The sequence below is a fragment of the Ectopseudomonas guguanensis genome, assembly GCF_900104265.1.
GTDB lineage: Bacteria > Pseudomonadota > Gammaproteobacteria > Pseudomonadales > Pseudomonadaceae > Aquipseudomonas > Aquipseudomonas guguanensis.
Genome location: NZ_FNJJ01000004.1, coordinates 329,696 through 348,157, shown reverse-complemented (window position 1 = coordinate 348,157; position 18,462 = coordinate 329,696). Strand labels below are relative to the sequence as shown.

General features: G+C 68.1%; 14 protein-coding genes. 11 read left to right on the top strand and 3 right to left on the bottom strand.

Annotated features, from left to right (window positions below):
• Positions 1–51: 51 nt before the first annotated feature.
• A complete protein-coding gene (locus BLS61_RS08400) occupies positions 52–1,419 on the top strand; it encodes a glutamine synthetase family protein (protein ID WP_090429906.1) in 1,368 nt (455 codons plus the stop codon).
• An 82-nt stretch (positions 1,420–1,501) separates the two neighbouring features.
• Positions 1,502–2,815 carry an NAD(P)/FAD-dependent oxidoreductase gene (locus tag BLS61_RS08395; protein WP_090429776.1) on the top strand — a complete coding sequence of 438 codons (1,314 nt, stop codon included), beginning with the start codon at positions 1,502–1,504 and terminating at the stop codon, positions 2,813–2,815.
• A 10-nt stretch (positions 2,816–2,825) separates the two neighbouring features.
• Here the strand turns inward: BLS61_RS08395 and BLS61_RS08390 are convergent, their stop codons facing one another.
• Positions 2,826–3,788, bottom strand: coding sequence for a LysR family transcriptional regulator (locus tag BLS61_RS08390; protein WP_090429773.1), 963 nt, complete (start codon positions 3,786–3,788; stop codon positions 2,826–2,828).
• 98 nt (positions 3,789–3,886) lie between these two features.
• Between BLS61_RS08390 and BLS61_RS08385 the strand changes: the two genes are divergently transcribed.
• The 8 genes from BLS61_RS08385 (at position 3,887) to BLS61_RS08350 (ending at position 14,926) form a co-directional block, all read left to right on the top strand.
• On the top strand, positions 3,887–5,098 hold the full coding sequence (locus BLS61_RS08385; protein WP_090429771.1) for an MFS transporter: 1,212 nt from the start codon (positions 3,887–3,889) through the stop codon (positions 5,096–5,098).
• Positions 5,099–5,435: 337 nt separating this feature from the next.
• Complete coding sequence (locus BLS61_RS08380; protein WP_090429769.1) at positions 5,436–7,166, top strand: extracellular catalytic domain type 1 short-chain-length polyhydroxyalkanoate depolymerase; 1,731 nt, start codon at positions 5,436–5,438, stop codon at positions 7,164–7,166.
• Between the two features lie 348 nt (positions 7,167–7,514).
• Positions 7,515–8,600 (top strand): TRAP transporter substrate-binding protein, encoded by a 1,086-nt coding sequence (locus BLS61_RS08375; RefSeq protein WP_012020127.1) that lies wholly within the window; start codon positions 7,515–7,517, stop codon positions 8,598–8,600.
• A gap of 72 nt (positions 8,601–8,672) precedes the next feature.
• A complete protein-coding gene (locus BLS61_RS08370) occupies positions 8,673–9,260 on the top strand; it encodes a TRAP transporter small permease subunit (protein ID WP_090429904.1) in 588 nt (195 codons plus the stop codon).
• A gap of 16 nt (positions 9,261–9,276) precedes the next feature.
• Entirely contained in the window at positions 9,277–10,647 is a 1,371-nt protein-coding gene (locus BLS61_RS08365) for a TRAP transporter large permease (protein WP_090429902.1), read from the top strand.
• An 84-nt stretch (positions 10,648–10,731) separates the two neighbouring features.
• On the top strand, positions 10,732–12,204 hold the full coding sequence (locus BLS61_RS08360; protein WP_090429767.1) for a sigma-54 interaction domain-containing protein: 1,473 nt from the start codon (positions 10,732–10,734) through the stop codon (positions 12,202–12,204).
• Positions 12,205–12,760: 556 nt separating this feature from the next.
• On the top strand, positions 12,761–14,026 hold the full coding sequence (locus tag BLS61_RS08355; protein ID WP_090429765.1) for an OprD family porin: 1,266 nt from the start codon (positions 12,761–12,763) through the stop codon (positions 14,024–14,026).
• 129 nt (positions 14,027–14,155) lie between these two features.
• A complete protein-coding gene (locus tag BLS61_RS08350; protein WP_090429763.1) occupies positions 14,156–14,926 on the top strand; it encodes a 3-hydroxybutyrate dehydrogenase in 771 nt (256 codons plus the stop codon).
• 42 nt (positions 14,927–14,968) lie between these two features.
• Here the strand turns inward: BLS61_RS08350 and BLS61_RS08345 are convergent, their stop codons facing one another.
• Entirely contained in the window at positions 14,969–16,915 is a 1,947-nt protein-coding gene (locus BLS61_RS08345; RefSeq protein ID WP_090429760.1) for an alkaline phosphatase D family protein, read from the bottom strand.
• Between the two features lie 56 nt (positions 16,916–16,971).
• On the bottom strand, positions 16,972–17,655 hold the full coding sequence (locus BLS61_RS08340) for a Crp/Fnr family transcriptional regulator (RefSeq protein WP_090429758.1): 684 nt from the start codon (positions 17,653–17,655) through the stop codon (positions 16,972–16,974).
• A 124-nt stretch (positions 17,656–17,779) separates the two neighbouring features.
• Here BLS61_RS08340 and BLS61_RS08335 point away from each other — a divergent pair, with 124 nt between their 5' ends.
• A complete protein-coding gene (locus BLS61_RS08335; protein WP_003242470.1) occupies positions 17,780–18,304 on the top strand; it encodes an Mpo1 family 2-hydroxy fatty acid dioxygenase in 525 nt (174 codons plus the stop codon).
• Positions 18,305–18,462: the final 158 nt, after the last annotated feature.

Below are 18,462 nucleotides of genomic sequence, written 5' to 3'. Positions count from 1 at the left end.
CGAATGGGCCGTGCGGACACCGAGCGCCCGACTGGCGCAAGCGAGTGCGATATGACGACTTTTGCCCCCGTGCAGGAAGCCTTGGACTTCCTCGCGCACAACCCCGATATCGAGCTGATCGAGCTGTTCATCCTCGACGCCAATGGCGTGCCGCGCGGCAAGCTGCTGCACCGCGAGGAGCTGCGGGCGCTGTACCAGAGCGGCCGGCCACTACCGAGCACCATGCTCGGCCTGTCCATCCAGGGCGAGGACGTCGAGGACTCCGGCCTGGTCTGGGAGGTGGGCGATATCGACTGCCGCGCCTACCCGCTGCCCGGCAGCCTGGTGCGTCTGCCCTGGCGGCAGATCCCCACCGCCGCGGTGCAGGTATCGATGCACCCCAGCGAAGGCCTGCCGGCCACGCCGGCCGATCCGCGTCAGTTGTTGGTGCGGGTGATCGAGCAGCTCGAGGCCGACGGCTACCACCCGGTGATGGCCTGCGAACTGGAGTTCTACCTGCTCGATCAGAAACGCGATGCCCAGGGCCGCCCGCAGCCGGCGCTGGACGCCGACGGCGGTCGCCCGCGGCAGACCCAGGTCTACGGCCTGCGCGAGCTGGAACAGATCGAGCCGTTCCTGCGTGATCTCTACGCCGCCTGCAAGGCCCAGGGCATCCCGGCGCGCACGGCCATTTCCGAGTATGCCCCCGGCCAGGTCGAGATCACCCTGGAACACGGCCCGGCGCTCGCGGCGATGGACCAGGCGGTGCGCTACAAGCGCCTGGTCAAGGGCGTCGCTCATGCCCACGGCATGCAGGCCTGCTTCATGGCCAAACCGTTCGCCGAGATCGCCGGCACCGGCATGCATATGCACGTGAGCCTGGCCGATGCGGACGGCGCCAACCTGTTCGCAAGTGAAGACCCTGCCGGTACGCCGCTGCTGCGCCAGGCGGTCGGCGGCATGCTCGCCAGCCTGCTCGACTCGCTGCTGCTGTTCTGCCCCAACGCCAACTCCTACCGGCGCTTTCAGGCCAACAGCTACGCGCCGCTGGCTTTGAGCTGGGGCGTGGACAACCGCACCGTCAGCCTGCGCGTGCCGGGCGGCCCGGCGCCGACCCGGCATGTCGAGCACCGCATCTGCGGCGCCGACGCCAACCCCTATCTGGCCGCGGCGGCGATCCTCGCCGGCATCCACCGCGGCATTCGCGAGGGGCTGGATCCGGGGGAGCCGGTGCAGGGCAACGGCTATGCCCAGGCCAAGGAGCTGCTGCCCACCGACTGGCTGACTTCGATCCAGGCGCTGGAGCGCTCCGGCTGGGCGCGCGACGCCTTCGGTGCGGAGTTCCTCAAGGTGTTTCTCGCGGTCAAGCGCGCCGAGTATCGCCAGTTCATGGGCGAGGTCGGCGAGCAGGACTGGCGCTGGTATCTGAGTAACGCCTGAGTAGGGTGCGCTGGGCGCACCGAACCCATACATGGTGCGCACGGCGCACCCTACGGCGTATAGCCGCTTCGAGGACTTTGCAATGAACGCCATCACCCAACCCGTCAAACCCGCCGCCGAGCGCGCGCCGTCCTATTACTCGGCCTCGCTCAACTTCGAGACCGACTACCCGACGCTGCAGGGCAGCGTGACGGTGGACGTGGCCATCATCGGCGGCGGTTTCACCGGCATCGCCACGGCGGTGGAGCTGGCCGAGCGCGGCCTGAAAGTGGCCGTGGTGGAAACCAACAAGGTCGGCTGGGGCGCCAGCGGGCGCAACGGCGGCCAGGTCACCGGCAGCCTGTCCGGCGACGAGGCCATGCGCAAGCAGATGCGCAACAGCCTGGGCGAGGATGTGGACGACTTCATCTGGCACCTGCGCTGGCGTGGCCACGAGATCATCAAGAACCGCGTGGCCAAATACGGCATCGACTGCGACCTCAAGCACGGCCATCTGCACGCGGCGATGAAGCCCAGCCATATGGACGAGCTCAAGGCCTCCTTTGAAGAGGCGCAGCGCCGCGGCATGGGTGACGAGGTGACCCTGCTCGACGCCGCCGGCGTGCGTGCGCAACTGGGCAGCGAGCTTTACTGCGGGGCGATCAGGAACACCCGCAACATGCACCTGCACCCGCTCAACCTGTGCATCGGCGAGGCCAGGGCCGCCGAGAGCCTGGGCGCGCTGATCTTCGAGCATTCCGAGGTGCTGGAGATCGTCCACGGCGCGCGTCCGGCGGTGGTCACCCGCGGCGGGCGGATCGAGGCCAAGCAGGTACTGCTGGCCGGCGACGTCTATCACAAGCTGGAGCGGCGCAAGCTCAAGGGCCTGATCTTCCCGGCCATGGGCGGCATCGTTACCACCGCGCCGCTGGGCGAGCTGGCGAAAGAGATCAATCCGCAGGACCTGGCGGTGTACGACTGCCGCTTCGTGCTCGACTACTACCGCCTGACCGCCGACGGCCGCTTGCTGTTCGGCGGCGGCTGCAACTACTCCGGGCGCGATTCGCGGGATATCGCCGGCGAGCTGCGCCCGTGCATCGAGCGCACCTTCCCGCAGCTCAAGGGCGTGCAGATCGACTACCAGTGGAGCTGCGCCATGGGCATCGTGATGAACCGCATCCCGCAGCTGGGCAAGCTGTCGAGCAACGTCTGGTACTGCCAGGGCTACTCCGGTCACGGCATCGCCACCACCCACATCATGGGCGAGATCATGGCCAAGGCCATCACCGGCGACCTGGAGCAGTACGACACCTTCGCCGCCTGCAGACACATCAAGGTGCCGCTGGGCGACCAGCTCGGCAACCCGATGCTGGCCGCCGGCATGTGGTACTACCAGATGCTGGAGAAGCTGCGCTGAGCACGGCGCGTCAGTGACGACTGCCCGGCTGCGCACCTTCGGCACCTGCTGCGCGCAGGCCGACGAGGTTCGGCATGCGGCTGCGGATCAGCTCGGCGAACAGGCGCAGCTTGGCCGGGTAGCTGCGCGCATGCGGGTAGATCAGGTAGACCGGCAGGGGCGCGGCCTGCCATTGCGGAATCAGCTGGACCAGGCGGCCTTCCTCGATATCGCGGGCGACTATCCAGGCCGAGCTGACGCAGGCGCCGAGCCCGGCGAGCGCGGCACTGCGCAGGGCATAGAGGCTGTCGGTGCTCATCCGCGGCTGGATCGCAAAGCGGTGCGAGCGACCGTCACGCAGGCAGGTCAGCACCACCTCGTCGGTGTAGTAGGTGCGTAGCGCCAGCCAGGGCAGGCGCTGCAGCTGTTCGGTCGAGGCGGGCAGCGGCTCGTCGCCGAGCAGCTGCGGCGCCGCGACCACGATCCGCGGCACTTCGCCGAGGCGGATGGCGACCACCGACGGGTCTTCGATGAAGCCGACCTGAATCGCACAATCGATGCCCTCGGCGGTGAAGTCGGGGCTGCGATCGTGCAGCACCCACTCCACGCTCACGTTGGGGTAGCGACGCAGGTATTCGCCCAGCGGGGCGATCAGCTGGTCCTGGCCGAAGGCGTGAGGCACCTGCACGCGCAGCGTGCCGCGAGGGTCTTCGCGTGCGCCGATCAGCTCGTCCTCCATCTCCGCCCAGCTTTCCAGCACCTGCCGGGCGTAGGTGTAGCAGCGCTCGCCATCGCCGGTCAGCTGCATGCCGTGGGTGGTGCGGTTGAGCAGCTGCAGGCCCAGCGAGCGCTCCAGCGTCTGCAGGCGACGGCTGACGGTGGGCTGCGTGGTGTTCAGCTGCGCGGCGGCGGCCGACAGGCTGCCGGCGTCGACGATGCGGATGAAGGTGCGCAGCAGTTCGATACGATCGAGGCTGGTGACGAGTTCGCTCATACGTAAAGTGCATAACTGATTTGCCTGGAAGGCTACTACAGCGTCTTTCGATACGCGATGAGAATGACGCCCTCGTTCAAACCTCTGGGAAAACGCTCATGACCTCGACACCTTGCTCCCCCGCGCTGGCGCACAGCGCACCCGCGTTATCGCGCGGGCTCGTGCTTCTCCTGGCCACGGGGGCCGGGCTGAGCGTCGCCACCCTCTACTACAGCCAGCCGATGCTGGGCGTGCTGGGCGCCGACATCCAGGCTGGCGAGCGTGCCGTCGGCCTGGTGCCGATGCTGACGCAGCTCGGCTACGCCCTGGGCATCCTGCTGCTGGCGCCGCTGGGGGACCGCTACGACCGGCGGCGGATCATCCTGGCCAAGGCCGGCATGCTGATGCTGGCCCTGCTGCTGAGCAGCATCGCGCCGGGCGTGGGAGCCCTGCTGGTCGCCAGCCTGGCCATCGGCCTCGCCGCCACCATGGCCCAGGACATCGTCCCGGCCGCCGCCACCATGGCCCCGGAGAGCGAGCGCGGCACGGTCGTGGGCACGGTGATGACCGGTCTGCTGCTCGGCATTCTGCTGTCGCGGGTGATGAGCGGACTGATCGCCGAGCAGTTCGGCTGGCGCGCGGTGTATGGGGTGGCGGCGATCTCCATCGCGCTGTTCGCCATCGGTGCCTGGCGGGGCCTGCCGCGCTTCGCCGCGACCACCGCGCTGGGCTATGGCGCGCTGCTCGGCTCGATGCTCAAGCTCTGGTCGCGCTATCCGGCCCTGCGCCGCGCGGCGCTGGCCCAGGGCCTGCTGTCGGTGGCGTTCAGCGCGTTCTGGTCGACGCTGGCGGTGATGCTGCATGCCCGCTTCGGCCTGGGCAGCGCGGCGGCCGGGGCGTTCGGCCTGGCCGGTGCGGCCGGTGCCCTGGCGGCGCCGCTCGCCGGACGCCTGGCCGATCGTCGCGGTCCCGAAGGCGTGACCCGCCTCGGCGCGGCATTGACGCTGGGCTCGTTCGCCCTGCTGGGCCTGGTCGAGACGCTGCCGTTCGAGGCCCAGCTGGGCCTGATCGTGGTCGCCGCCATCGGCTTCGACTTCGCCATCCAGGCCACGCTGGTCGCCCATCAGACCATCGTCTACGGCATCGACCCGCCGGCGCGCAGCCGCCTGAATGCGGTGCTGTTCACCGGGGTGTTCGTCGGCATGGCGAGCGGTGCCGGGCTGGGCAGCATGGCGCTGGCGCAGTGGGGCTGGAGTGGGGTGGTGGCGCTGGCCATCGTCGCCTCCTGCGGTGCGCTGCTGGTGCGGCTGCTGCCGGCATCCAGGCCGTGACGGACTTGGTCGAGCGCATGCCGGTGGAGCGGGGCAGGGCGCTCTGGGACGGGGCGCTGCCGGGCCAGGGTCTGACCCGCTGGACAGCCTTCTCCCGACTTCTGGACACAAAGGGCCGCTGCGCGGGCGCCGGCCGGATAAAACTGTCCGAGATCCTGGAAACGACCTGCGCTTCAGCCCGCCGCTGATGCCAACTCATTGAAAACATTGGGCCTTGCCGGTTGGCACGAATATTCCAAAGACGTCAGGGCGAGCGTCTGGCGGGCAGCCGCAGTTCGGAGCTGTCCCAGGGTGGTCGCGCACCTCCAGAAAACAACGTCAATAACGGAGTACGCCCATGACCAAGCAATCCTTGCCCCAAGGCATGGCGGATCAGCGTCTTTGCCGCTTTTTCACTGCTGCCCTGTGTTCCCTGCTGATGATCCTGCTGTGGCCGACCACGGTCACGGCGGGGCAAACCTTCTCCTACACCTCCCCGCAACAGGCCTACAGCGGCTCGCGCGAGCGCAGCTACAAGGTGTATGTCCCTACCGGCCTGAGCACGCCTGCCCCCATGGTGATGGCGCTGCATGGCTGCCGGCAGACCAACGACGACGTGCTCAACGACTGGGGCCTCAAGGCGGCGGCGGATCGCTACGGCTTCATTCTGGTGGCGCCCTTCATCACCAGCTACGACGGGCTGCGCAACGAGAACTGCTGGGGCTTCTGGTTCGAGCAGCACATCCACCAGGGTGGCGGGGAGGTCGCGGACCTGCACCGCATCGCCCAGCAGGTGGAAGCCAACTTCGTCATCGACGCCAACCGGCGCTTCATCACCGGCCTGTCGTCCGGCGGCGCCATGGCCCTGGTCGCTGCCGTGGCGTACAACGAGTACTGGGCGGCGGCAGCGCCGGCGGCAGGCCTGCCGTACCGGGAAACGGCGTCCTCGGTCTCGCTGTCCGGGCAATGCCCGGGCTCGGCCACCTTCCGCAGCGTCAGCCAGGTCGCGGCCGACATGCGCAGCGAAGTCAACGATGCCTACCCGATTCCCCTGATGATTCTGCAGAACAGGAACGACTGCACCGTGCTGCAGACCGCGGCCAACAACATGCGCGACGCCCACCTGCAGGTGTTCGGCAGTGCCAGCCGCAACACCCCGGCGACCACCAAGGCCTCCGATACCGGTTGCTCGCCCTACCATCAGAACGACTACGGCTGCCGTCATATCGCCTACACCCAGGACAGCACCACGGCGACTCGCTCGCTGGTGGAAACCGTCATCTACGACGGCCCCCTGGCCACGCCCAACCCCCAGGACACCAATCACGGCCACTACTGGATTGGCGGTGCCCAGGGCAACAACGGCAAATGGTCGCTTCAGGTCGGCCCCAGCTATCCCGACATCATCTGGGACTTCTTCAGCCGCCACAGCCGTGACGGCAGCCAGCCGCAGGGGCATCCGGTGATCGTTCTGCAGGGCGACAACCCGCTGTCGGTGCCGCTGGGCAGCACCTTCAATGACCCCGGTGCCAGCGCCAGCGACGCGGAAGACGGCAGCCTGCCGGTCAGCGCCGACTGCAGCGCGGTGAACCCGAGCGTCGTCGGCAGCTACAGCTGCCTGTATTCGGCCACCGACAGCGACGGCAACCGCAGCACGCTCACCCGTACCGTCGAGGTCTACGATCCCAACGCCCCGGTGGAAACCTGCCAGGTCGTCAGCGCCTCGCCCTCCGCCCACATCGGCGCCGGTCGCGCCTACGCCGGCGGCACCTCCAACCTGCGTGCCTACGCCAAGGACGACGGCGTGGACATCGGTGGCTCGTTCGACACCTGGAGCAACGTTCCGCTGTACGAGGGCGAGCCGGGACGCTGGTACGCGCAGCGGCCCGCCGCCTGCGGCGGCAGCGGCCAGGCCTTCACCTGCCAGGAGTGGAACGCCAGCAACCTCAGCCACGTGATGGCCGGCCGTGCCTATTACGGTTACTACACCGTCGGCGGCAACCAGTACCTGGGCAGCCTGTCCGGGCTCAGCACCTGGGTGCGGGAAACGGCCCAGGGCCATTTCCAGGCCGGACGCTGCAGCAACTGAGGCGACGCCTGGCGGGCAGGAGCGTGCCCGCGCACGGCTGAACCGCGAGACGAGCGCGGCCGACGGCTCGCCTCTCGGGCTGTCCACCCCCGCCAGACATGTCTGTATTTCTGGACATGTCTGGCGTACTCCTCGCGTAACTGTCCAGATTTCAAGACTTGGTCGCCGTGCTGGCGCCGTGAATGCGCTCTAACTCGCTGTTTTATAAGGGCGCAGGAAGCTGGCATAGAGATCGCATTGCCACACAGGCTACTGGCAGGCGCTGCCGCGGCGCGGAGTATTCCGTGCAGGCGCGAGCGACCTGACCGTTGTTCGAAAACAACTACAACAACAAGAAGGAACTCCAGCATGTCCGTCACACATTCGTTTTCCCGCCTGACCCTGGGTATCTCCGCCGCCGCGCTGCTTGCCGGCAGTCTGCTGGCCAGCCCGGCGATGGCCAGCGAGAAGATCCGCTGGCAGGTGCCCCTGGCCTTCCCCTCCCACCTGGTGGGCCTGACCACCCCGGTCAAGCACCTTTCCGAATCGCTCAAGGCCATCTCCGGCGGCGACATCCAGCTGCGCTACTACGAGCCGGGCGAGCTGGTGCCGCCCTTCGAGATCATGAACGCGGTGAGCAGCGGCAAGTACCCGGCCGGCTACACCTGGATCGGTTACGACCAGGGCAGCATCCCGGCGCTGCCGCTGTACTCCGGCGCGCCCTTCAACATGGAGCCGCCGGCCTACCTGGCCTGGTACTACCAGGGCGACGGCAAGAAGCTGCTGGAAGAAATCTACGCACCGCACAAGATCCACCCGATGCTGTGCAGCATCATCGGCCCGGAAGGCGCCGGCTGGTTCGCCCGGCCGATCGAGCAGCTGAAGGACTTTGACGGCCTGCGCATCCGCTTCGCCGGTATCGGCGGCAAGGTGCTGGAGAAGCTCGGCGCCTCGGTGACCATGATCCCCGGCGGCGAGATCTACCAGGCGCTGGAGCGCAAGACCATCGACGCCACCGAGTTCTCCCAGCCTGCGATCGACAAGATGCTCGGCCTCGACCAGATCATCAAGAACTACATCATGCCGGGCTGGCACCAGACCCTCACCACCTCGCACCTGCTGGTCAACCAGGACGTGTGGAACAAGCTGACGCCGCAGAGCCGCGCGCTGATCGAGATGGGCTGCGAGTCGGCCACGCTCAAGGGCTTCGCCGAGAGCGAGTGGGCCCAGCCGGCCGCCCTGGCCGCCTACCAGCAGGAAGGGGTCAAACCGCAGGTGCTGCCCGAGCCGGTGCTGCGCGAACTGCAACGCGTGAGCAACGAGGTGCTGGACGAGATGGCCGCCAAGGACCCGATGTTCAAGCGCGTGCTGAGCAGCCAGCGCGAGTTCATGGCGCAGCACGCCACCTGGCACGGTATGGGTTACCTGCCACGGGACTACTACCAGCACGACTGATCACGCCCAGTGACCCTGCGCGGGCCCGGCTATGCCGCGGCCCGTCGCGCCTTCCTGCCCGAGGTTTTCCCGATGCAACACCCCACATCCGCCGCTGCGGCGCTACCCCATAACCGCCTGTCCAGCATTCTGGACCGTCTCGTCGCCACCATCGGCAAGGCCAGCGCCTGGCTGTGGCTGGCCGTGCTGCTGGTGGTGCTGTGCAACGTGTTCAGCCGCTTCATCCTGTCGCGCGGCTCGATCGCCCTGGAGGAGCTGTCCTGGCACCTGTTCGGCGCCGCCATGATGCTCTCGCTGGGCTACGCCGTGGTGCGCGACGACCATGTGCGCGTCGACGTGCTGCGCGAGAAATTCCCCCTGCGCGCCCAGGCCTGGATCGAGCTGCTGGGCATCGTCCTGCTGGCCCTGCCGGTGATCGTGCTGATGATCGACAGCCTGCTGGCCTACGCCCACACCGCCTTCGTCTACATGGAGCACTCGCAGGCACCGAGCGGGCTGCCCTATCGCTTCGTGTTCAAGAGCGTGCTGCCGCTGGGGCTGATTCTTGTGGCCATTGCCCTGATCGCCCGCGCCTCGCGCTGCAGCACCCTGCTGCTGCATTTCCCGCGGGCCATCGATGCGCCCGACGAGCCCGCCAACGGCGCTCACCCGCACCCCTGATCACGAGGCTGAAATGATGGGTCTGGAACAAATTCTGGTTATCGCCATGTTCGCCAGCTTCATGGGGTTGCTGCTGCTCGGCTTTCCCGTGGCCTGGTCGCTGGCCGGCATCGGCCTGATCTTCGCGGTCGTCGGCCATGTGCTGGTGAACCATTTCGACGCCGAACTCTGGTTCACCTGGAGCGGCACCATCGGCGTGCTGGACGCGCGCATCTACGGCATCGTCGCCAACGAGCTGATGGTGGCGCTGCCGCTGTTCATCTTCATGGGCATCATGCTCGACCGCTCCGGCATCGCCGAGCGCCTGATGCACAGCCTGGTGCGCGTGCTCGGCCCGCTGCGCGGCGGCTACGCCATCACCGTGGTCATCGTCGGCGTGCTGCTGGCCGCCTCCACCGGCATCGTCGGTGCCTCGGTGGTGCTGCTCGGCCTGCTCTCGCTCGGCCCGATGCTGCAGGCCAACTACAACAAGAGCCTGGCGGTGGGCACGGCCTGTTCGGTGGGCACCCTGGGCATCCTGGTGCCGCCGAGCATCATGCTGGTGCTGATGGCCGACCGCCTGGGCACGCCGGCGGCTTCGGTCGGCAAGCTGTTCATGGGCGCGCTGATCCCGGGCATGCTGCTTGGCGTGCTCTACGTGCTGTACATCCTGGTCGCCGCCTGGCTGAACAAGGACTTCGCCCCGGCGCCGAAGGATCGTCAGCCACTGGACATGCGCGCCCTGCTCGACGTGCTGCTGGCCGTGGTGCCACCGCTGGGGCTGATTCTCGCCGTGCTCGGCTCGATCTTCTTCGGCATCGCCACCACCACCGAGGCCTCGGCCGTGGGCGCGGCCGGCGCGGTGCTGATGGCCTGGTTCAGCCGGCGCCTGAATCTGGCGGTGATCAAGGACGCGCTGTACCAGACCAGCCGCACCACCGCGTTCATCTTCGGCATCTTCATCGGCGCCACGGTGTTCGCCGCGGTGCTGCGCGGCCTCGGCGGCGACGACGTGGTGCGTGCGGCGCTGACCAGCCTGCCGTTCGGCCAGACCGGCGTGCTGCTCACCGTCCTGTTCATCACCTTCCTGCTGGGCTTCTTCCTCGACTGGGTGGAAATCACCCTGATCGTCCTGCCGCTGGTGGCGCCGGTGCTGTTCGCCATGGGCGTGGACCCGCTGTGGTTCGCCATCCTCTTCGCCCTGTGCCTGCAGACCTCCTTCCTCACCCCGCCGGTGGGCTTCGCCCTGTTCTACATCAAGGGCGTGTGCCCGCCGGGGATCACCACCCGGCACATCTACCTGGGGGTGCTGCCGTTCATTGCCCTGCAACTGCTCGGCCTGGCCCTGGTGTTCCATTTCGAGGCGCTGGCCACCTGGTTGCCCAACGAGGTGTATGGCGGCCCGTGACCGTCATGGCTGCATGCGCAATGCCCTGCCCACCCGGCAGGGCTTGCGTCATTACCTGGATCAACCGATGGAGGCGCAACTGCCATGGCCATTTCCCGTGACGACCTCGACCAGCACGGCCTGATCATCGGCGTGTCGCCCGAGCGCTTTCGCGCCGTGGCCATGCCGCTGCTGTTCGACCACCTCGACGCCCAGTGCGAGGGCACCATCGCGGTCAATCGCCAGGCACGCATCGTCTGGATCAACGACAAGTACGCGCAGAAGGTTGGCATCGGCGATCCGCGCAGTGCGCTGGGCAAGGAGGTCGAAGAGGTGCTGCCGGCCAGCCGCCTGCGCGAGGTGGTGGAAAGCGGCCAGCCGAGCATGCTCGACCTGATGGCGTTCGGCGACGAGCACTTCGTGGTCACCCGTATTCCCCTGCGCGACGAGGACGGCACCCTGGTCGGCGCCCTCGGTTTCGTCCTGTTCGACCGCGCCCGCCATCTCAAGCCGCTGATGGCCAAGTACGCCAACCTGCAGACCCAGCTGCTCGCCACCCAGCACGAGCTGGCCAAGGCGCGCCGAGCGCGCTACACCATCGCCGGCTTCATCGGCGCCAGTGCGGCGGCCAGCGAGGTGAAGCGCCAGGCGCGCCGCGCCGCGCAGCTGGATGCCACGGTGCTGATCCGCGGCGAGACCGGCACCGGCAAGGAGCTGCTGGCGCAGGGCATCCACAACCTGTCGCCGCGGGCCAATGGCCCCTTCGTCGCGGTCAACGTCGCGGCGATCCCGGAAACCCTGGTCGAGGCCGAGCTGTTCGGCACCGCGCCGGGCGCCTTCACCGGCGCCGAGCGCAAGGCGCGCATCGGCAAGTTCGAGGTGGCCAACGGCGGCACGCTGTTTCTCGACGAGATCGGCGACCTGCCGCTGCCGCTGCAGGCCAAGCTGCTGCGCGTGCTGCAGGAGCAGGAGGTGGAGCCGCTCGGCTCCAACCAGGTCAAGCCGCTCAACGTGCGGGTGATCGCGGCTACCCATATCGACCTGGAAGCCAAGGTGGCGGCCGGGCAGTTTCGTGGCGATCTGTACTACCGCCTCAATGTCCTGGCCCTGCAGGTACCGCCCCTGCGCGAGCGACGCGAGGACATCCCGGCGCTGGTCGAATTTCTCCTCGACGACATCGCCAATCGCTCCGGCCAGGCGCCCATGGAGCTGAGCCACAAGGCGCTGAGCCTGCTCGCCCGCCAGCCCTGGAAGGGCAACGTGCGCGAGCTGCGCAACCTGCTCGAGCGCGCCCAGCTGGATGTCGACGGCCCGCTGCTGGATGTGCCCCAGTTGCAGCCACTGCTGGCCGCTCCCGGCAGCGCCGCGGCGACGGAAACGCCGACCAGCTCGGCCGCGCCTGGTGCCGACGAGCCCGTGCAGCCGCTGGCGCAGACCCTTGCCCAGGCCGAGCGGCGTGCCCTGCAGAGCATGCTGGTGGCCTGCAAGGGCAACCGCCGCCGCGCCGCCATGGAGCTGGGCATCTCCCGCGCCAGCCTGTACAGCAAGCTGCAGCAGCACGGCCTGAGCCAGCGCTGAAGCGAGCCCGCGGCGGGCAGAGGTTCGGTCATGCTTGGGGTGGCTTCGTGCGTGCGGTGCTAACCGCCAACGCGGCGCAGCCCAGCATGGCGGCCTACCGCAAACCGCAATGGTGGGTTACGCGGCGTCCGGTTTGCGTTGGGTTGGCGATAACCACCGCCGCGCCGCTAACCCACCCTGCAGGGCTGCCGTCTACCCCTCTCCCTAGCCCTCTCCCCAGAGGGGCGAGGGGACGACCGCGTTCGACCGGTGGTTCAGTCATCAGCATTGCAACCGCCGATGCGGCGTAGCCCAGCATGGCGGCCTGCTGGCATTGGCCAGGATTCTCGATACAGGCATCCGCGTCCAGCCGGCTGGACGGCGAGTGCCGTCGCCAGCCGACATGTCCAGCGCAGCGGACACTCCGCGCTTCCGTCCCGACCCACCAGCATTTGCGCCAAAAGGCTCTGGCCCGCGGCATTGCGCCGACAGGGCGCCTGCCTGGAGGGGCTGGCACGCTTCTCGCTCTGCCTCTTGCGGCCGCGCAACGCGGCCCATAACAACAAGAGGATATACCATGCGACTGCACCACAGCTCCCTCTGCCAGCTGCTTTGCGGCGGCGCCGTACTGATCGCCGCCAGCCCCGCCAGCGCCGCCTTCGTCGACGACAGCAAGGCCGTACTCGATGCGCGCAATTTCTACTTCAATCGCGACTTCCGCCAGAACGGCGCGGCGCAGAGCAAGGCCGAGGAATGGGCGCAGGGCTTCATGCTGCGCTTCGAGTCCGGCTACACCGAGGGGCCCATCGGTTTCGGCATCGACGCCATCGGCCTGCTCGGCCTCAAGCTCGACTCCAGCCCGGACCGCATCGGCACCGGCCTGCTGAAAAGCGACCGCGAGGCACCCAGACGCGCCCAGGACGAATACGGCGAAGCCGGCTTCACCGCCAAGCTGCGCGCTTCCAACAGCACCCTCAAGCTCGGCACCCTGCAACCGCTGCTGCCGGCGCTGATGCGCAACGACAGCCGCCTGCTGCCGCAGACCTTTCGCGGTGCCTGGCTGAGCAGCAACGAGATCGAGGGGCTGAGCCTGGACCTCGGCCGACTGGACCGGGTCAACCAGCGCGACTCCTCGGATAACGAGGAAATGGCCGTGTTCAACGGCGGCCGCCGCAACATCGTGCTGGGCAGCACGCGGACCAGCGACGAGTTCATCTTCGCCGGCGGCCGCTACCAGTGGACCCCGGAGCTCGCCACCAGCTACTACTACGGCGGCCTCGACGGCATCTACAAGCAGCACCTGGTCAACCTGGTGCACCAACTGCCGCTGGGCGAGGGCCAGAGCTTCAAGTCGGACATCCGCTACGCCCGCTCCACCGATGATGGCGGCAGCAACGTCGACAACGACGCCTTCGGTGCGCTGTTCACCTATCGCCTGGGCAGCCACGGCTTCACCGCCGGCTACCAGCACCTGTCCGGCGACACCGGCTTCGCCTATATCGCCGGGGCCGACAACGCGCTGATCAACCTGGTGCAGATCAACGACTTCGGCAACCAGGACGAGCGCTCCTGGCAGTTGCGCTACGACTTCGACTTCGCCGCCCTCGGCGTCCCCGGCCTGAGCCTGATGACCCGTTACCTGTCCGGCGACAACGTCGACCGCGGCGCCGGGCAAAGCGAGGGCAAGACCTGGGAGCGCAACACCGACCTGGCCTACGTGGTGCAGAGCGGCCCGCTGAAGAACCTCGGCCTGCGTCTGCGCAACGCCACCACGCGCAGCAACTTCGGCCCGGACCTGGACGAGAACCGCTTCATCGTCAGCTACAGCCTGCCACTCTGGTAAGGGCGCGCCCCGCCTATCGCGATTACTCCTCGTGAAAGCCTTGCCGGGCCAGCTGGCCCGGCCTTTTTTCCGGCAAGCGCGAGCGGCGCCGCAGCCACTGCAGCTTCATCTCACACGACAAGGAACCCCATGATGCTCAATGGAAAGACCGCTCTGATCACCGGCTCGACCAGCGGGATCGGCCTCGGCATCGCCGAGGTGCTGGCGCGCAACGGCGCCAGTGTCATTCTCAACGGTTTCGGCGACTGGCAGGCCGCGGCCGAACAGCTGGCGCGCCACGAGGGACGCGTCGGCTACCACGCCGCCGACCTCGCCGACCCGGCGCAGATCGAGGCGCTGTTCGACTACGCCCGGCGCGAGTTCGGCCGAGTCGATATCCTGGTCAACAATGCCGGCATCCAGCATGTCGCGCCGCTGCAGGACTTTCCCGCCGAACGCTGGGACGCCATCCTCGCGCTCAACCTCAGCGCGGTATTCCATTGCACGCGCCTGGCCCTGCCGGACATGCGCGCGCAGGACTGGGGGCGCATCATCAACATCGCCTCGGTGCACGGCAGCGTCGGCTCGCTCGGCAAGGCGGCCTACGTCGCGGCCAAGCACGGCGTGCTCGGCCTGACCAAGGTGGTGGCGCTGGAAACCGCCCTGAGCGGCGTCACCTGCAATGCCATCTGTCCCGGCTGGGTGCTCACGCCCCTGGTGCAGCGGCAGATCGACGCGCGCATCGCCGCAGGCGAATCGCCCGAGCAGGCGTGCACGGCGCTGCTGGCAGAGAAGCAGCCATCGCAGGCCTTCGTCACCCCGCAGCAGCTCGGCGAGCTGGCGCTGTTTCTGTGCAGTTCGGCGGCGCAGCAGGTGCGTGGCGCAGCATGGAACATCGATGGTGGCTGGCTGGCGCAGTGAGGGGGCCGTCATGCGGCAGGCGCTTGCGCCGCCTCGGCCGGTTCACGAGCGCGCGGCAATTTCCCGCGGCTGGCGCTCCTCGCGCTCGGCGACGAAGGCCACCGGCTTCGATCCATCGGCGTTGAGCTGGAGGATGCGGCCGGGCCGGCCCTGCTCGTCGAAGAACACCTGGCCGAGGCCGGCGCCGTTCCACAGGCGCTCGCCCGAGCGGCTGCGGTCGGGAATCAGCGGGGTGACGCGCATGCGCCGGCGCTTGGTCAGCCAGTTGAGTGGCGACCAGGGCGCGTAGAGCCAGCGATTGAGGCGGTCGAACCAGTCCAGCAGGCGCGGCGGGAACTCGTTCTTGATGCCGCTGCTGGTGATCTGCCAGATGGTCGGGCTGGCGCGCTTGTGGCGGATGCTCACGCGGTAGACGAAGGAGTAGTGCACGTCGCCGGAAAGAATCACGAAGTCCCTCGGCGTGCGCGAGTGACGGAAGATGTTCAGCATCACGCTGGCCGCGCCGCGATGGGCCATCCAGTTTTCCGCATCGACCAGCAACGGATGACCGGCGTAGGTGAACAGCTTCTGGATGCCCTCGATCAGCTTCACCCCGAACATCGGCGCCGGCGAGACGATGATGCACGCCGGGTGATCGAGCAGGGCCTGCTGGAAGTCGCACAGCGCCTCCCAGTCCATCAGCCCCGAGGGTTTCGACAGGTGCCCTTCGCTGCGCCAGCGGCGCGTGCGGGTGTCCAGCACCAGCAGCGCGGGCGTGGTCGGCAGCACGTAATCCCAGCGCTCGAAGTGCAGCAGCTGGTCGATCAGCGCGTCCTGCGCCGCTGCCTGCAAGTGATTGTCCTGGCGCTGCTGCAGCAGCTCGGCAAAGGCCTCCAGCGGCTGCTCGAACACGTCCGGGTTGTTGCCCCAGCCCTGGCACAGCAGGTAGGCGAGCAGGGCGTTGCCGATGATGCGCTTGGAGAAGGGATGGCCGTAGGCGGTCTGTTCCCAGCGCGCGGAGAGGTTCCAGTCGTCGGTGACGTCGTGGTCGTCGAAGATCATCAGCGTCGGCAGGTGCGCGAATACCCGCGCGACCTGGCCGAGTTGGCGGCGGAAGGCGTCGACGCACGCGCGCTCCGCGGCGTAGCGCTGCTGCCTGAGGGCATCCAGCGGCGGCTGGTCTTCCTCGATCAGGGTCCAGGGCACGGGCGACCAGACCAGCAGGTACATGGCGATCATCTCGGCGAAGGTCACCAGGTGATTGTCGGCATTGCTGCTGGTGAAGATCGGCTTCTCCACCCCGCCGAAGAACTTGTCGCGCAGGGTCTGGTTGCTCTTCAGCGCCGGCAGCAGCTCGGCCCGTCGGTAGTAGCCGACCGGGTCGGCGTACAGCGCCTGGCTGTCCTCGACCACCGCACCTTCGAGGGTTTCGTCGAACAGGCCGAGGCGGGCGATCAGCTGGTGGATGGCGCACAGCATCGGCCCGGCGACGTCGTCGACGTAGACCTGATCGCCGCTCATCAGCAGCAGGGCCGGGCGTTGACCGGCCTGTGTCTGGTCGGCGAGCAGACGGTCGGCGCACAGCAGGCCGTCGGTGGCGTGGTGATGCGGCTTGCGGCAGGAGCCATGCAGCAGGTGATCGAGGCGCGAGCGCAGGACGAAATCGGCATGCTCGGCGCCCGGATAGAGCAGGTGCGGCGCCCAGTCGGCGAGGCCGCGTGTGCCGCCGTCCTCGACGATCTGCAGGTCATAGGCGATGCGCACATCCTGCGGCAGGGGCTGCTGCAGCGGCAGGTCGATCAGGTGCAGCACGGCATGCCGGCCCAGCGGCAATTGCCGGCAGTGATCGTCCAGCGCGTGCAGGTGCGACGCCTGGTCGTCGGGGCGCAGCCACAGCTGCAGGCGCAGCGCGCGGCTGGCCACCAGCCACAGCACCAGGCGGCCGGGTTCCATGCGGCGCAGTAGCGGGCCGGCGAGGACATCGGGCAGTGCAGTGGCGGTGACGGGCATCGAAGCAGGCATCCTGTGGCAAGACTGGCCTTGGACAGTGGCGCAATGCTGGCGGTTCAGCCGGCCAGCTGGCGCAGGCGGTGGAGGTCGAGAATTTCGATTTCGCCGTAGGTCAGGCGGACCACGCCCTGGGCCTGCAGCTCCTTGAGAATCTGATTGGTAGTCTGGCGCGACAGCGCGAGCATCAGCGCCAGCTGTTCCTGAGCCAGGTGCAGCACCCGGCGCGGCTCGCTCTCGCCATAGTTCTCGGCCATCAGCAGCAGGCGCCGGGCCAGGCGTGGCGCGGCCGGCAGCAGGCTCATGTCTTCCAGGGCGACGAAGGCCAGGCGCAGCTTGTGCGTCATCAGCAGGGCGAAATCGCGCCAGTACTGCGGCTGGCGTTCGAGCAGGGCGAGCAGCTCGTGCTGCGGCAACAGCAGCAGGGTGCTGGCGCTGTCGGCGAAGGCGTCGTGGGTGCGCGGCAGGCCGTCGAACAGGGAGATCTCGCCGAACCAGTAGGGTGGCTCCACCAGCGTCAGCAGCGCCTCCTTGCCGCTCTCGCTGATCGCACCGACGCGCACCGCGCCTTCGACCACGGCGTACAGGCCGCAGGGTTTGTCGCCACGGTGGAACAGGCGCTGCCCGGCCTCCAGACGCTGCACCCTGGCCATGGCCAGCAGCGCCTGGCTCAGTTCATCTGGCAGCGCGGCGAACCAGTGACCCTGGCGTAGCAGCGCGAGATAGCGGTGTGGATCGGGCATCGCAGCTCCTGTCGGCTGTTGCGGTCGGTACGGCGATCCCTGCCATTGTCGGCTAGCCGACAGAGCGGTGGCGCGGGCCGCGGCGATCATGAGCGGGCCTGTTCCACAGCTGAGGACGATAACAATGAAAACCCTCGTCGATCATCTGGCCCAGTATGCGGCCTACCATCGCGACCGGCGCAATATCGCCAGTCATTTCATCGGCATTCCCATGATAGTGCTGGCCGTGGCGGTGCTGCTGTCGCGGCCCGGCTTCGCCATGGCCGGCCTGTGGCTGGCGCCGGCCACCCTGGTGGCGCTGGTTTCGGCCTGGTTCTACCTGCGCCTGGATACCCGTTTCGGCCTGCTGATGGCGGCGCTGCTGGGCCTCTGCCTGTGGGTCGCTGCCGGCCTGGCGCAGGCCTCCACGACGCTCTGGCTGAGCGCCGGCATCGGCCTGTTCGTGGTGGGCTGGGTCATCCAGTTCGTCGGTCATTACTACGAAGGGCGCAAGCCGGCATTCGTCGATGACGTCATGGGCCTGGTGATCGGCCCGCTGTTCGTGGTCGCCGAACTGGCCTTCCTGCTCGGCCTGCGCAAGGAAATCGAGCATGCCGTGGTGGAGATCGCCGGGCCTACCTGCATTCGCGAGAAGAAGGCGCTGGCGTGAACGCGGTGCGCGCGGCGCCCCTACGCTAGAGCCGGCACCCTCCGTAGGGTGCGCCGCGCGCACCAGCGATCGTGCAATTTCCCTGTCCTGCACGCCCCGGCACTGGGCGCAGATCAAGTCGGTGTCGTTGCTGGCAGCGTAATTCCTGGCTAGGCGAC